13 protein-coding genes are annotated in these 15404 nt (G+C 64.7%); 7 read left to right on the top strand and 6 right to left on the bottom strand.

What is annotated here, in order from left to right; genetic code table 11:
• Nucleotides 1-4: 4 nt before the first annotated feature.
• From whiA to secG, 6 genes are all read left to right on the top strand, one after another.
• On the top strand, nucleotides 5-985 hold the full coding sequence (gene whiA, locus AC4D2Q_RS11125; protein WP_400929052.1) for a DNA-binding protein WhiA: 981 nt from the start codon (nucleotides 5-7) through the stop codon (nucleotides 983-985).
• Between the two features lie 106 nt (nucleotides 986-1091).
• Nucleotides 1092-1718 carry a superoxide dismutase gene (locus AC4D2Q_RS11120; RefSeq protein WP_490925529.1) on the top strand — a complete coding sequence of 209 codons (627 nt, stop codon included), beginning with the start codon at nucleotides 1092-1094 and terminating at the stop codon, nucleotides 1716-1718.
• A gap of 210 nt (nucleotides 1719-1928) precedes the next feature.
• Nucleotides 1929-2933 carry a type I glyceraldehyde-3-phosphate dehydrogenase gene (gap, locus tag AC4D2Q_RS11115; protein ID WP_490946519.1) on the top strand — a complete coding sequence of 335 codons (1005 nt, stop codon included), beginning with the start codon at nucleotides 1929-1931 and terminating at the stop codon, nucleotides 2931-2933.
• Between the two features lie 74 nt (nucleotides 2934-3007).
• Nucleotides 3008-4234, top strand: a complete 1227-nt coding sequence (locus AC4D2Q_RS11110; protein ID WP_490946518.1) for a phosphoglycerate kinase — start codon at nucleotides 3008-3010, stop codon at nucleotides 4232-4234.
• Between the two features lie 116 nt (nucleotides 4235-4350).
• Nucleotides 4351-5166, top strand: coding sequence for a triose-phosphate isomerase (tpiA, locus tag AC4D2Q_RS11105; RefSeq protein ID WP_490946517.1), 816 nt, complete (start codon nucleotides 4351-4353; stop codon nucleotides 5164-5166).
• A gap of 63 nt (nucleotides 5167-5229) precedes the next feature.
• On the top strand, nucleotides 5230-5481 hold the full coding sequence (secG, locus tag AC4D2Q_RS11100; protein ID WP_490925525.1) for a preprotein translocase subunit SecG: 252 nt from the start codon (nucleotides 5230-5232) through the stop codon (nucleotides 5479-5481).
• 129 nt (nucleotides 5482-5610) lie between these two features.
• On the opposite strand, the gene pgl is transcribed toward secG, so the two are convergent.
• From pgl to tkt, 6 genes are read right to left on the bottom strand one after another with little or no spacing between them, the layout of a single operon-like run.
• Complete coding sequence (gene pgl, locus AC4D2Q_RS11095; RefSeq protein WP_490946516.1) at nucleotides 5611-6432, bottom strand: 6-phosphogluconolactonase; 822 nt, start codon at nucleotides 6430-6432, stop codon at nucleotides 5611-5613.
• Complete coding sequence (locus tag AC4D2Q_RS11090) at nucleotides 6429-7364, bottom strand: glucose-6-phosphate dehydrogenase assembly protein OpcA (protein ID WP_490925523.1); 936 nt, start codon at nucleotides 7362-7364, stop codon at nucleotides 6429-6431. The genes pgl and AC4D2Q_RS11090 overlap by 4 nt, the downstream gene beginning before the upstream one ends.
• Entirely contained in the window at nucleotides 7361-8905 is a 1545-nt protein-coding gene (zwf, locus tag AC4D2Q_RS11085; RefSeq protein ID WP_490946514.1) for a glucose-6-phosphate dehydrogenase, read from the bottom strand. Before zwf ends, AC4D2Q_RS11090 begins: the two co-directional genes overlap by 4 nt.
• Nucleotides 8906-10531 carry a phosphoglucose isomerase-related protein gene (locus AC4D2Q_RS11080; protein WP_490946512.1) on the bottom strand — a complete coding sequence of 542 codons (1626 nt, stop codon included), beginning with the start codon at nucleotides 10529-10531 and terminating at the stop codon, nucleotides 8906-8908. It lies immediately after the preceding gene.
• A 4-nt stretch (nucleotides 10532-10535) separates the two neighbouring features.
• Nucleotides 10536-11651: a transaldolase gene (tal, locus tag AC4D2Q_RS11075; protein ID WP_490946511.1), complete on the bottom strand. Its 1116-nt coding sequence runs from the start codon at nucleotides 11649-11651 to the stop codon at nucleotides 10536-10538.
• 23 nt (nucleotides 11652-11674) lie between these two features.
• Nucleotides 11675-13864 carry a transketolase gene (gene tkt / locus AC4D2Q_RS11070; protein WP_490946510.1) on the bottom strand — a complete coding sequence of 730 codons (2190 nt, stop codon included), beginning with the start codon at nucleotides 13862-13864 and terminating at the stop codon, nucleotides 11675-11677.
• A gap of 462 nt (nucleotides 13865-14326) precedes the next feature.
• Here tkt and AC4D2Q_RS11065 point away from each other — a divergent pair, with 462 nt between their 5' ends.
• Nucleotides 14327-15223, top strand: coding sequence for a heme o synthase (locus tag AC4D2Q_RS11065; RefSeq protein ID WP_490926011.1), 897 nt, complete (start codon nucleotides 14327-14329; stop codon nucleotides 15221-15223).
• Nucleotides 15224-15404 lie beyond the last annotated feature (181 nt).

The raw sequence follows: 15404 nt of genomic DNA, 5'->3' as shown, positions 1-15404 counted from the left end.
ATTTGTGGCGTTGACCGCAGCAGTAAAAGAGGAACTTTCACGGCTCGACGTGAAAAAGTCCTCAGTCCGCAAAGCGGAAGTATCAGCCTTGCTGCGCTTTGCCGGAGGACTGCACATCATCTCCGGACGCATAGTCATTGAAGCTGAAGTTGACCTGGCCTCCACGGCCCGGCGGCTGCGCGCCGCCATCGCCGAAGTGTACGGACACGCGTCCGAGATCATCGTCGTCTCCGGCGGCGGACTGCGCCGCGGCAACCGGTACGTGGTGCGCGTTGTGAAGGACGGCGAATCACTGGCACGCCAGACCGGGCTCCTGGATGCCCGCGGACGCCCGGTCCGGGGACTGCCCTCCGTGGTGGTCAACGGTTCCGCCGCAGACGCAGAAGCGGTGTGGCGCGGGGCATTCCTGGCCCACGGCTCCCTGACCGAGCCGGGCCGTTCGTCCTCGCTTGAGGTCACCTGCCCCGGATCCGAAGCGGCCCTGGCATTGGTCGGCGCTGCCCGCCGGATCGGCATTGCCGCCAAGGCACGCGAAGTGCGGGGGATTGACCGCGTTGTCATCCGCGACGGGGACACCATCGCCGCCCTGCTCACCCGGATGGGAGCCCACGACGCCCTGATGGTCTGGGAAGAGCGCCGGATGCGCAAGGAAGTCCGCGCCACGGCAAACCGGCTGGCGAACTTCGATGACGCCAACCTGCGCCGCTCCGCCCAGGCGGCGGTTGCCGCCGGCGCGCGGGTGGACCGCGCCCTGGACATCCTCGGCGAGGACGTTCCGGAGCACCTCCGCTATGCCGGCGAGCTTCGCGTGGCCCACAAGCAGGCGTCCCTGGACGAACTGGGGCACCTCGCCGAGCCGCCCATGACCAAAGATGCCATTGCCGGGCGCATCCGCCGCCTGCTGGCCATGGCGGACAAGCGCGCCGCTGAGCTGGGCATCCCCGGCACTGAGGCCAATGTGACTCCTGAGATGCTTGACGAGTAGCGTTGAAGCATAAGATGGACTAAGCATGCTGCCTTTGGGCTGCACCTAAGTTTCCGGGTGGAAACGCCGTCCGGATAACCGATCCGACTTTTTACTGGAGGATTTTGTGAACGAATACACACTGCCGGAACTGCCCTACGACTACGCCGCGCTTGAGCCGAACATCTCCGCCCGCATCATGGAGCTGCACCACGACAAGCACCACGCCACGTACGTTGCCGGCGCAAACACGGCTCTGGCCCAGATGGCCGAAGCACGCGAAAAGGGCGACTTCGCCACCATCCCGAAGCTCTCCAAGGACCTGGCCTTCCACGTAGGCGGCCACGTCAACCACAGCATCTTCTGGAACAACCTTTCCCCTGAGGGCGGCGACAAGCCGGTCGGCGAGCTCGCAGCAGCCATTGATGATTTCTTTGGCTCCTTCGATGCCTTCCGCGGCCAGTTCACCGCGGCGGCAACTTCGCTGCAGGGCTCCGGCTGGGCGCTGCTCGCCTACGAGCCCCTCGGCAAGAACCTCGTCATCGAACAGCTCTTTGATCAGCAGGGCAACGTTCCCGTGGGCACCATCCCGCTGCTGATGCTGGACATGTGGGAGCACGCCTTCTACCTGGACTACGTCAACGTGAAGGCCGACTACGTCAAGGCCTTCTGGAACATCGTCAACTGGGCAGATGTAGCCACCCGGTTCGACGCAGCCCGCAACGGCGCGCACAGCCTGGTCCTGCCCGCGTAAATCAGGTCTGCGTAAATCAGGTCTTCGGCCTGCGTTTCTGCGGCCTTACCGGTTCGCCGGAGAGGCCCGGCGCGTAGGATGAGTCCGAGGGTTCCCGCCCCGCCGCAGTGCCCGGCGGGAACCTCTGGCAGCTTCTCCAGCCAGACCAGTGGCCTGCGCACGTACAAGGTCACGCTTCTTCGGTACACCTGCAATCAAGGAGACAGAAAAGTGACTACTCGTGTTGGTATCAACGGCTTCGGACGCATCGGACGCAACTACTTCCGCGCAGCACTGGAGCGGAACGCAGACCTGGAAATCGTCGCAGTCAATGACCTCACCAGCCCCGAAACTCTTGCCCACCTCCTGAAGTACGATTCCGTCACCGGCCGGATCGGCGTCGATGTGGAAGTACGCAACGGCGACCTGGTGGTTGGCGGAAAGAACATCAAGGTCCTCGCTGAACGCGATCCCTCGAACCTGCCCTGGAAGGACCTCGGCGTTGACGTGGTCATTGAATCCACCGGGTTCTTCACCAAGGCGGAGGACGCCAAGAAGCACCTCGACGCCGGTGCCAAGAAGGTCCTGATCTCCGCCCCGGGCAAGGGTGCGGACCGGACCATCGTGATGGGCGTCAATGACAGCGAATACAATCCGGCCACCGACAACATCGTGTCCAACGCCTCCTGCACCACCAACTGCCTGGGCCCGCTGGCCATGGTCCTGCACCAGGCCTTCGGCATTGAACGCGGCCTGATGACCACGGTCCACGCCTACACCGCAGACCAGAACCTTCAGGACGGCCCGCACCGCGACCTCCGCCGTGCCCGTGCCGCAGCCCTGAACATTGTGCCGACCTCCACCGGCGCCGCCAAGGCCATCGGCCTGGTGCTGCCGGAACTGGACGGCAAGCTGGACGGCTTTGCCCTGCGCGTGCCCGTGCCCACCGGCTCGGTCACCGACCTCACCGTCACCGTGGGCCGCGAAGCCAGCGTCGAGGAAATCAACGAGGTCTATAAGACGGCCTCGGACGGACCGCTGAACGGCATCCTCCGCTACACCGATGAGCCGCTGGTGTCCTCGGACATCGTGACGGATCCGGCGTCGTGCATTTTCGACTCGGGGCTGACCCGCGTCATGGGCAACGAGGTCAAGGTGGTCGGCTGGTACGACAACGAATGGGGCTATTCCTGCCGCCTGGTCGATCTGACCACACTGGTTGGCTCCAAGCTGTAGGACCGCCTGCCGGTACTGCAGCCGCAATAAATGCCCCCAAGCCCCCAATGCCCGCAAGGGACGTAAAGGTAGACATGACAGTCAAAACTCTTGAGGAACTGATCGTTGACGGCGTCGATGATCGGTATGTGCTGGTCCGCTCGGACCTGAATGTGCCGTTGGACAACGGCAAGGTGGCCGACGACGGGCGTATCCGTGCGTCAATCCCGACCATTCAGAAACTGGTGGAGCACGGCGCCAAGGTGATCGTCATGGCGCACCTGGGACGGCCCAAGGGCACCCCGGACGAGAAGTACTCGCTGCAGCCCGCCGCTGACCGGCTGGATGAGCTCGCACCGTTCGCGGTGGAGTTCGCCGCCGACGTGGTCGGGGACAGCGCGCATGAGCTGGCGGCCTCGCTTGCCGCCGGCTCCGTCCTGGTGCTGCAGAACATCCGGTTCGACCCGCGTGAGACCTCCAAGAACGACGACGAACGCCTGGGCCTTGCACGGGACCTGGCCGGACTCACCGGGGACAATGGCGCCTATGTGGATGACGCCTTCGGCGCCGTGCACCGCAAGCACGCCAGCGTGTATGACATCGCCGAGATCCTCCCCGCGTACCAGGGCGACCTGGTGCACACCGAGGTCGAGGTGCTCAAGCGGCTCACCGAAAAGCCGGAGCAGCCCTACGTGGTGGTGCTGGGCGGCTCCAAAGTGTCGGACAAGCTGGCCGTCATCGAGAACCTGATGGACCGGGCCGACTACCTGCTGGTGGGCGGTGGCATGGTGTTCACCTTCCTGGCAGCCCAGGGATACAACGTGGGCGCTTCGCTGCTCGAAGCTGACCAGATCGAGAACGTCAAGGGCTACCTCAGCCGGGCGAAGGAAGTGGGCTGCGAATTCGTGCTGCCCACCGACATCGCGGTGGCCGACAAGTTCGCCGCTGACGCTGACTCCGAGGTGGTCCCCGCCGATGCCATGGAGAACAGCCGTTTCGGCGCCTCCGGCATCGGCCTGGACATTGGCCCGGATTCGGCGGCCGCCTTCGCCGAGAAAATCCGCTCGGGCAAGACCATCTTCTGGAACGGCCCGATGGGCGTGTTCGAGTTTGATGCGTTCGCCAACGGTACCCGCACCATTGCCCAGGCGCTGAAGGACTCGGACGGCTTTTCCGTGGTTGGCGGCGGCGACTCCGCTGCCGCCGTTCGGAAGCTTGGCTTCAGCGACAGCGACTTCGGGCACATTTCCACCGGCGGCGGCGCGTCCCTGGAATACCTCGAAGGCAAGAAACTTCCGGGACTGACCGTCCTGGACCAGTAACACCGAAGTGCGGACCCGTTGCCGTCTGGGCGGCGGGTCCGCACTTTCATGTCCGCTCTTTTCCGCCCGGACAAAGCACTATTGAACACAAACCCCATTATGAAACCGGAGCGATGATGACTACCTCGACCAACGGCAAGTTTGATCGGACACCGCTGATTGCGGGCAACTGGAAGATGAACATGGACCATGTCCAGGGCATCACCCTTTTGCAGAAGCTTGCCTGGACCCTCAAGGACGCGCAGCATGACTACAAGCGCGTGGAGGTTGCAATCTTCCCGCCCTTCACCGACCTGCGCAGCGTGCAGACGCTGATCAAGGGCGACAAGCTTGACCTCGAATACGGCGCACAGGACCTTTCGCCGAAGGATTCAGGTGCCTACACCGGAGACATCTCCGGCCAGTTCCTCTCCAAGCTCGGCTGCAAGTACGTCCTGGTGGGCCACAGCGAGCGGCGCACCGTGCACGGTGAAAGCGACGAGCTGCTGAACGAAAAGCTCAAGGCCGCCTACCGCAATGACCTGGTCCCCGTTCTCTGCGTGGGCGAAGGACTGGAAATCCGCAAGTCCGGCCAGCACGTGGCGCACACCCTGGAGCAGGTCCGCAACGACCTCGCCGGCCTGGACGCAGAGCAGGTCTCAGCCCTGGTCATCGCCTACGAGCCCATTTGGGCCATCGGCACCGGAGAGGTTGCCGGCCCCGAAGACGCCCAGGAAATGTGCGAGGCCATCCGCAGCGAAATCGCGAACCTGTACGACGGCTCCGTGGCCGCCAAGACCCGCCTGCTCTACGGCGGCTCCGTCAAGGCGCAGAACGCGGCAAGCATTTTGAAGGAACGCGACGTCGACGGCGTGCTCGTGGGAGGCGCCAGTTTGGATGTCACCGAATTTGCTAATATTGTCAGGTTTGAACATCATCTGGTGACCGACTGATTTGCAGCTGACCTGCACCGCAGCAGAGTCTCCGGTCCGTGAGTCACCCCTGAAAGGCCGTAAGTGGAAATTCTGAAGATTATCCTGTTGGTTCTTCTTGCCATCACCAGCCTGCTGCTGACCATGCTGATTCTGCTCCACAAGGGACGCGGCGGCGGCATGTCGGACATGTTCGGCGGCGGCATGACCAGCAGTATGGGTTCATCCGGAGTTGCCGAGCGCAACCTGAACCGCTTCACCGTGGTCCTCGGACTGTCCTGGGGCTTGGTCATCATTGCCCTGGGCCTGATCCAGCGGTTCTCCGGCGAGGCCTGATTTCCGGCTGCACCCAAGGAAAGCAGACGCAGACGAGTCTGCCGGCTTAAACATCAAGGCCCCGGAGATCCGCAAGGATCCCGGGGCCTCTTTGTGTTGCCGGTTTTTGTGTTTCCGGTCTGTCGGTTCCTAGTCGTCGGACGGGCCGGTGCCCTCCGGGTCCAGCAGACGATCGGGAAGCTGGGAAGCGGCGGCCTGGTCGATGAGCCAGCGGGTCTTCGTGCGTCCCCGGGCTCCGGCGGCGGGAACCTGGACGGAGCCCGCTCCGGCCAGGGCCAGGCCCACCGCGGCAGCCTTGTCTTCGCCGGCAACGGTCAGCCAGACCTCTTCTGCGGTGTTGATGGCTTCCATGGACAGGGACACGCGCTCGGGCGGCGGCTTGGGTGCATTGGTGACGGCCACCACGGTTTGGCCTTCGGTGCGGACACCGGCCATTTCAGGGAACAGGGACGCGATGTGGGCATCGGGACCCACCCCGAGCAGGAGCACATCGAATCGGGGGAGCCGGGGATCGACGGGCGTGAAACCCGGCGCAAGTTCCTCTGCAGCGGCGGCCTCGGCCAGCGCCAGCGCGTAGCCGGCCGCAGCGTCCGCAACCGTGGCAACCTCGTCGGACGCGGGCACCGGATGAATCCTGTCGGGATTGACGGGCAGCCGGGTCAACAGCGCCTCAGCGGCCTGGACGGCGTTGCGGTCGGCGTCTGCGGCAGGCAGGAACCGCTCATCGCCCCACCAGAAATTGACGCGGGACCAGTCAACGGCAACCCGCGCCGGGGCGGTGGCAACGGCGTCGAGCACGGCAATCCCCACGGTTCCTCCGGTGAGCACTACTGTTGCGGTTCCGCGGCGGCTCTGCACGTCCACCAACTTGGTGATGAGCCGGGCGGCGGTGGCTGCAGTCAGGGCAGAGACATCCGGATGGATGCTCACTCCGTTGGGAGAATGCCTCATGCGTTTACCCCTTTCTGCGACAGGCACGATGCCAGTCCTTGAGTCAGCACTTCGCCGTACACTTCGTCCGGGTCCAGGCGGCGCAGTTCCTCGGCCAGGCAATCGCGCAGGTTGCGGCGCGGCAGGGCAATCTGCTGCTCCGGCTGGCCCGGCTGGGTCAGATGCGCCGTGACCTGGTCCGGCCGGTGCAGCTCCACGTTGCCGCCGTCCCGTTCAAAAATAACTTCCCGGATCCCCGTGCCCGGTTCATCCTCGACCAGGGTCACCGGAACCTTCAGGGCGTGGTGGAGCCAGGCGGCAAGCAGGAAGGTGCTGGCCGAGTCTGAAGCCCCGGCCACCGTCACGGCACGGACAGGCTCCGAGTCGGCGCCCTCGAGTACGGCCGCCAGCTGGATCCGCCAATTGGTCAGGCGGGTCCAGCTCAGGTCGGTGTCGCCGTCGGCATAATCGCTGCCCAGGGACAGCAGGGCCTTCTTGGGATCATCTTCGGTGGCAGCGTCGGTGATCCGCCGGTGGGCAATACAGCCAAGGGGAGTGTGCGCGGGGTTCTCCGGCACCCCGTGGGGCCACCAGACCACTATGGGGGCATCCGGCAGCAGCAGCGCCGAGACGAGCGACACGCTTTCCCCGGCGAGTTCGCCGTGCCCGTAGAGGACCACCACTTCGGAGGCTCCGGCGTCGCCGCCCACGCGGATTTCGGCGTCGAGCCGCGTGTCATCCTCCGGCGAACCGTTGGCGAGCACAATGATTCGGCAGGGGTGTTCCCGGCTCGCCTCATTGGCTGCTGCAATGGCTTCCTCGACGAAACCGGGCTGGGTATCCACGACGAGGGTCAGCACACGGCCCAGGGTGACTACGCCGCCCTTTTCCCGCATGGCCACGATTTCCTTGGACACCTTGGACGTTGTTGTGTCCGGCAGTTCTACAATCACGGCCTTCTCCAGGTCCTTCCGTCTTGTGCAAGCAGTTCATCGGCGGAGTCGGGACCCCAGCTGCCGGGGGCGTAGGGATCCGGCTGTCTGTCCAGGGATGCCCAGTACTCTTCGAACGGGTCCACGATCTTCCAGGACAGTTCGACTTCCTGATGCCGGGGGAACAGCGGAGGCTCTCCCAGCAGCACGTCCAGGATCAGCCGTTCATAGGCCTCGGGGCTGGATTCCGTGAAGGAGTGTCCGTAGCCGAAGTCCATGGACACGTCCCGGACCTCCATCTGGGTGCCCGGAACCTTGGAGCCGAAGCGGATGGTGGCGCCCTCATCGGGCTGAACGCGGATGACCACGGCATTCTGGCCGAAGTCGTGGTCATTGTGGTCCCGGAAGAGCAGGTTCGGTGCGCGCTTGAAGACGACGGCGATCTCAGTGACCCGCCGTCCCAGCCGCTTTCCGGCCCGCAGATAGAACGGGACCCCGGCCCAGCGCCGCGTATTGATATCCAGGCGGATCGCGGCAAACGTTTCCGTGGTGGAGTCCGGGTTGAAGCCCTCTTCCTCCAGGAAGCCCGTGACCTTTTCCCCGCCCTGCCAGCCGCCGGTGTACTGTCCGCGGGCGGAGTGCCTGGACAGGTCTTTCGGCAGCCGGACCGCGGCCAGGACCTTTTCCTTTTCAGCACGCAGGTCATCAGCGTTGAAGGAGATGGGCTCCTCCATTGCCGTCAGCGCCAAAAGCTGCAGGAGGTGGTTCTGGATGACGTCGCGGGCAGCACCCACGCCGTCGTAGTATCCGGCGCGGCCGCCGATGCCGATGTCCTCGGCCATGGTGATCTGGACGTGGTCAACATAGTTGGCATTCCAGATCGGTTCAAAGAGCTGGTTGGCAAAGCGCAGCGCCAGGATGTTCTGGACTGTCTCCTTGCCGAGGTAATGGTCAATGCGGAATACGGAATCCGCGGGGAACACGGACTCCACCACGTCGTTGAGCTCGCGGGCGGACTGCAGATCGTGGCCGAAGGGCTTTTCAATGACCACCCGGCGCCACTTGCCCTCCGACGGCGTGGCCAGGCCATGCTTGGAGAGCTGCTGGCAGACCTGTTCAAAGGACTTCGGCGGAACGGACAGATAGAACGCGTGGTTGCCGCGGGTGCCGCGTTCGGTGTCCAGCTCCTCAAGGGTCTCCTTGAGGTGGGCGAATGCTTCGTCGCTGTCGAAGCCGCCTTCCACAAACCGGATCCCCTCGGCAAGCTGCTTCCAGACGTTTTCGTTGAAATCCGTGCGGGCGTGGGCCTGGACCGATTCCTTGACCTGGGCGGCGAATTCCTCTTTGCTCCACGGCCGGCGGCCAAAACCCACCAGCGAGAAGCTGGGCGGCAGCAGGCCGCGGTTGGCGAGGTCATAGACGGCGGGAATGAGCTTCTTCCGCGCAAGGTCCCCGGTGACGCCAAAGATCACCAGGGAGGACGGCCCGGCGATGCGGGAGAGCCTGCGGTCACGCGGGTCCCGCAGCGGGTTGGCCGGCTGCGCCTTCTCATCAGGCGCCATTTATGCGCGACCGCCTTCAGCAAGGCTCCGGACGGCTGCTTCGAGCTCCCGGACGCCCTGTTCCCGGTTCAGCAGGTTCAGGCGCAGAACGGGCCGGCCCTGGTCCGCCAGGACAGAGGCGTCACCGGCTGCCTGCGCGGTGATCAGTTCACCGAAGGAGAAGGGGCGGCCGGGGACGTCCTGGTCCTGCTGCGGAACACCGGTGATCTGAAGGTAGACGCCCTGGGCGGGGCCGCCCTTGTGGAACTGTCCGGTGGAGTGCAGGAAGCGCGGTCCCCAGCCGAAGGTGACCGGACGGCCGGTGGCCGCGGCCAGCTCCGGACGGATGCCGGCGAGCCCTGCCTGCCGGTCCCGGTCCAGGTACGCCTGAATGCTCAGGTAGCCCTCGGATCCAAGCTGTTCCGTGAGAGCCGCCAGCGCTCCGGCCAGGGTATCAACGTTCTCCAGCATTTCGGACGGCCCGCGGACCTCCACGGAGCCGTCGGTGAAGGACGGATCGGTGGGTTCCGGACGTGCGTCCAGCATGCCGCGCGCGGCCTTCTTGGCCGCTTCCACGTCCGGCTGGTCGAAAGGATTGATGGCCAGCAGGCGGCCGGCCACGGCGGTGGCAATTTCCCAAAGCATCATGGAACCGCCCAGTGTGCCTGCCACCACCACCTGATCGCCCTCGGGAGCGGCCTCGGAGTCCACCGCTACGAGGCGTGCGGTCAGTACGTCCGCTGCACCGGAAGTGAGTTCGGGGGCGCCGGGTTCGACGACGACCGGCAACAGTCCGGTGCCGAGCTTGCCGGTGGACTCAGCGATGAGCTGCTCGGCCCAGTCGGGGAAGCCAACCAGTCCGGAGCCTTCGTCCACAATGACAACCTTGTTGCGCAGCGGGTCTGTACCGCCGAGGGCGGCACCGAGCTGCAGGCCGATGTTGTCCGCAGCGTTGTCGCTGAGGATTTCCAGGGCGTCTTCGGCGTCGTCCAGCAGGGCTTCAATGTCAGCGCCGGCCAGGCCGGAGGGAACCAGCCCAAAAGCGGTAAGGGCGGAATAACGGCCGCCAACGTTCGGGTCGGCATTGAAGACGGCGCGGTAACCGGCTTCGCGGGCGGCACCGTCCAGGGGTGAACCCGGATCGGTGACGACGACGATGCGGGACTTGGCGTCAATCCCGGCGTCGGTAAAGGCCTGCTCAAAGACGCGGCGCTGGGAATCGGTTTCCACAGTGGAGCCGGACTTGGAGGAAACCACAATGACGGTCTCCGCCAGCCCGGTTGCCAGGGCGGCGCGGACGACGTCGGGGTCCGTGGAATCCAGGACCGTCAGGTCCACGCCCGCCGTGCGGGTGATGACCTCCGGGGCCAGGGAAGAACCGCCCATGCCGGCGAGGACCACGCGGGTCACTCCCTCGGCGGCCAGTTCTTCCCGAAGCCCGCGGATCTGTCCAACGAGCGGCCGGGAGGCCTGTGAAGGATTCAGCCATCCGAGCCGGATGGAAGCCTCCGCCTCTGCGTCGGGTCCCCACAGTGTGGGGTCCTGGGCGAGGAGGCGGGCGGCGACGTCGTCACGAACCAGTACGGGAACGTTCTTTTCGACGGCGGCCAGCGCAGCTCCGGCTGCTTCGAAGGACAGTGTGGTCATTGTTTTATGCCTCTTTTGCGGTTTCCAGTGCGGTGTTTACGGTCTCGAGGAGTTCTCCCCAGCTGACCACGAACTTGTCCAGGCCTTCAGTTTCGAGCTGCTCCACAACGTCGTTGTAGGAGATGCCGAGACCGTCCAGCGAATCCAGGACGGCACTGGACTCCTCGTAGGTGCCGGTGACGGTGTCGCCGGTGACCTCTCCGTGGTCCGCCGTGGCGTTCAGGGTCTTCTCCGGCATGGTGTTCACCGTGTGCGGTGCCACCAGGCCCGTGACGTAGAGGGTGTCCGGCAGGGCCGGGTCCTTCACGCCGGTGGAGGCCCAGAGCGGGCGCTGGGCGTTTGCTCCGGCTGCTGCCAGGACCTGCCAGCGTTCGGTGGCGAACTGCTCCTCGAAGACCTGGTACGCCAGGCGGGCGTTGGCCAGGCCGGCCTTGCCCTTCAGTGCCTTGGCCTCGTCGCTGCCAATGGCGTCCAGACGCTTGTCGATCTCTGCATCCACGCGGGACACAAAGAAGGAGGCAACAGAGTGGATCTTGGACAGGTCATGTCCGTTTTCCCGAGCCTGTTCAATGCCGGCCATGTAGGCATTGATGACCTCGCGGTAGCGCTCAAGCGAGAAGATCAGGGTGACGTTGACGCTGATGCCCGCGGCCAGCGTGGCAGTGATGGCCGGCAGGCCTTCCCGGGTGGCCGGGATCTTGATCAGCACGTTGTAGCGGCCAACCTTGTCGAACAGCTCCTTGGCTTCCTTGATGGTGCCCTCGGTGTCGCGCGAGAGGCGCGGGTCAACCTCGATGGACACGCGGCCGTCCACGCCGTGCGTGGCTTCGGCCACGGGTGCGAAGACATCGCAGGCCTGGAGAACGTCATCGGTGGTGATTTCGAAGACGGCCTTGTCCACGTCGGCGCCGGAGCGGGCGAGCTGCTGCACCTGGGCGGCATAGGACTCGCCGTTGGCCAGGGCTGCGGCGAAGATGCTCGGGTTCGTGGTGACGCCAACGACGTTCTTGTTCTCGATCAGGTCCTTGAGGGATCCCGACACGATGCGTTCGCGGGACAGGTCGTCCAGCCAGATGGATACGCCGGCTTCGGAAAGCCGTGCGGTGGGTGTGGAAGTCATAAATTGTCTCCTTGTTGCTGGAATTACTTCTGGTCGCCTGTTTCGGTGGACTGCTCGCCCGACGGAGCGGCAGTGGTGCCCGACGGCGGGGTGTCCGTGCCGTTCGCTGCCGCGAGCGAATCGCGTGCGGCCTGGGCGACGGCGTCGGCGGTGATGCCGAACTCGCGGTAGAGGGTCTTGTAGTCCGCGGAGGCACCGAAGTGCTCAAGGGACACGCTGCGTCCGGCGTCTCCCACGAGTTCACGCCAGCCCTGGGCAATTCCGGCTTCCACCGAAACGCGGGCCTTAATGTCCTTGGGAATAACCGACTCGCGGTACTGCGCATCCTGCTTGTTGAACCACTCGATGCTGGGCATGGAAACCACGCGGGCCGCGATTCCCTCGGCTGCGAGGGCTTCACGGGCCTCGACGGCCAGCTGGACCTCGGAACCGGTGCCGATCAGGATGACGTCCGGGGTAACAACGGAGCCGTCGCGGACCGCTTCGGCCAGGACGTAGCCGCCGCGGGACACGCCCTCGGCGGAGCCGAAGGACTCAGCGGTGGCGCCGCCGTCGCCGCGCTCATAGGTGGGAATGTTCTGGCGGGTCAGCACGATGCCGGCCGGGTTTTCCGTGTTTTCCAGGATGGTCTTCCAGGCCACGGCAACCTCGTTGGCGTCGCCGGGACGGACAACGTCCAGGCCCGGAATCGCACGCAGCGAGGCGAGCTGCTCCACCGGCTGGTGGGTGGGGCCGTCTTCGCCCAGACCGATGGAGTCGTGGGTCCACACGTAGATGGAGGGAACGCCCATCAGGGCACCAAGCCGGATGGCCGGACGCTGGTAGTCGCTGAAGATCAGGAACGTACCGGAGAAGGCGCGGGTGTTGCTGTGCATCGTGATGCCGTTGACGATCGACGCCGCAGCGTGTTCACGGATACCGAAGTGCAGCACGCGGCCGTACGGGTTTCCGGACCAGGCGTTGGTCTGCTTGCCGGCCGGGATAAAGGACGGGGAGCCCTCGATGGTGGTGTTGTTGGACTCGGCGAGGTCCGCCGAGCCGCCCCACAGTTCGGGAAGTACGGGGCCGATGGCGGAGAGGACCTTGCCGGAAGCGGCTCGGGTGGACATTTCCTTGCCGGCCTCGAACTCGGGCAGCGACTTTTCCCAGCCTTCGGGAAGCGTGCCGTTGCTGATGCGCTCCAGGAGGGCCGCGCCGTCGGCGTTTGCTTCCTTCCACGCGTCAAAGCCCTTGTTCCACTCGCTGTGCGCTTCGGCACCGCGGGAAACCACCTTGCGGGCGTGCTCCAGGACTTCGGGATCCACGTCGAAGCTCTTCGCCGGGTCAAAGCCCATAACTTCCTTCAGCGCGGCAAGTTCGTCCTTGCCCAGCGCTGAACCGTGGATCTTGCCGGTGTTCTTCTTGTTCGGTGCGGGCCAGCCGATGATGGTGCGCAGCGAAATGATGGACGGCTTGCCGGTTTCGGCCTTGGCCGCCATCAGCGCGTTGTACAGCTCGTGAACGTCCTCGACGTATTCGCCGGTCTTGGTCCAGTCCACGCGCTGGGTGTGCCAGCCGTAGGCTTCGTAGCGCTTCAGGACGTCTTCGGTGAAGGCGATGTCCGTGTCATCTTCGATGGAAATGTGGTTCTCGTCGTAAATGACCACGAGATTGCCCAGCTCCTGGTGGCCGGCCAGCGAGGAAGCCTCGCTGGTGACGCCTTCCTGGAGGTCGCCGTCGGACGCGATGACCCAGATGGTGTGATCGAACGGGCTCTCGCCCTGCGGTGCGTCAGCATCCAGCAGGCCGCGCATGCGGCGCTGGGCGAAGGCGAAGCCCACGGAGGAGGCCAGGCCCTGGCCGAGCGGGCCGGTGGTGATTTCGACGCCGTCGGTGTGGCGGTACTCCGGGTGGCCCGGGGTCTTGGAACCCCACGTGCGCAGTGATTCAAGGTCTTCGAGTTCCAGTCCGTAACCGGAGAGGAAGAGCTGGATGTACAGCGTCAGGGAGGTGTGCCCGGGGGAGAGGACAAACCGGTCCCTTCCGGTCCACTGCGGATCCGACGGATCATGGCGCATCATCTTCTGGAACAGCAGATAAGCGGCCGGTGCCAGGCTCATCGCGGTGCCGGGATGTCCGTTGCCAACCTTCTCGACGGCGTCCGCAGCCAGAACACGGACGGTGTCCACTGCCTTGCGGTCCAGGTCTGTCCAGATCAGTTCTTGCTCTTCCATATGTGGCACGTTTACCGGGCCCCTCTCTACTACAGATGACCGGCGCGACTAGCGCCGGAGACTCTCGGTTGCACTGGTTTCCCCAGTTCAAACCGGTTCATTAACCACAACAACACCCCGATGAGGAGAATCCTTACCGGGAGCTGGCAAATTCTTTGTCCTGCACGGTCCCGGATGGTGCGCTCCGCCGCCAATATTGCAGCCGGAGGACGGGTCCGATCCAACCTTATCCCGTGAGCAAGGTCATTGGGCGTATCGTTTCCTGAACCGGGACTGTCCGCGCCAGGAACCGGACGCGCAGGCGGTGTTCAGGGTCCGCGGGGATGCGGCTGTGCAGGGCTTCGTTTTCTACAGCCGATAGAGGCTATGATGATGGTGGACTTTTCGGCCCAGATTGGATGATGTGATCGCCCCGTGACAACGCAGCAAGCCCCCGCCAACCTTCCGGTGCATACCGGCAAGATGACGGCAGGCCGTAAGCTCCGGGCCTATCTGGCGCTCACCAAGCCCAGGGTTATTGAACTGCTGCTGGTGACGACACTGCCCACCATGATCTTTGCGGAGCGCGGCCTTCCCGGCCTGTGGCTCGTAGTGTTCACCATGGTCGGCGGGGCGCTGGCGGCTGGAAGTGCCGGCGCCTTCAACTGCTACATTGACCGCGACATGGACAAGCTGATGCAGCGGACCAAGAACCGTCCGCTGGTCACCGGCGAAGTTTCTCCCCGCGAGGCCCTCGTATTCGCCTGGGTGCTGGGCATCATTTCCATTGCCCTGCTCTGGTTTGGCGCCAATCCGCTCACCGGCCTCCTGGGCGTGGGCGCCATCCTGCTGTACGTGGTCTTCTACACGCTGATCCTTAAGCGCCGCACCACCCAGAACATCGTCTGGGGCGGCGCAGCCGGCTGCATGCCGGTCCTGATTGCCTGGGCCGCCGTCACCAATAAGGTTGAATGGCCCGCGATTATCCTCTTCATGATCATCTTCCTGTGGACGCCCCCGCACTACTGGCCGCTGTCCATGAAGTACGGCGAGGACTACCGCAACGCCTCCGTGCCGATGCTCGGTGCCGTCGCCGGTGCCAAGCTCGTTTCGGTCCAGGTTGTCCTCTACGCCTACGCCACCGTGGCCTGCTCGCTGCTGCTGATCCCCGTGGGCGGGGCCGGCTGGGTCTACACCCTGGCGGCCGCGCTGTCCGGCGTCTGGTTCCTGGTGGAGACCCACCGCCTGCACAGCCGGGCCCAGGGCGAGAACCTCACCGACAAGACGGCCATGAAGGTCTTCCACGGCTCCATCAGCTACCTGACCATCCTGTTCCTGGCACTGGCCGTGGATCCGTTTGTCGGTTCCGCGCTGTTGTAGGGGCTTTTCAACCGGCGGCAGGGGCTAGTCGACTGGCGAACTGCCGACCTCAAGCGAACTGCTGCACCAGAGAGAACTGCTGAACCACAGGAAGGACCGGAGATTTCCTCCGGTCCTTTTCTTGTTTTCCGGCTGTTTCTTCCCCGGCCCTTTGTTCTGCGGCCCTTTGTTCCCCGCCGAG

Source organism: Arthrobacter sp. TJ-178, assembly GCF_058269275.1.
The sequence above is the reverse complement of the archived record's forward strand: the minus strand, read 5'-3'. Positions and strand labels throughout refer to the sequence as shown.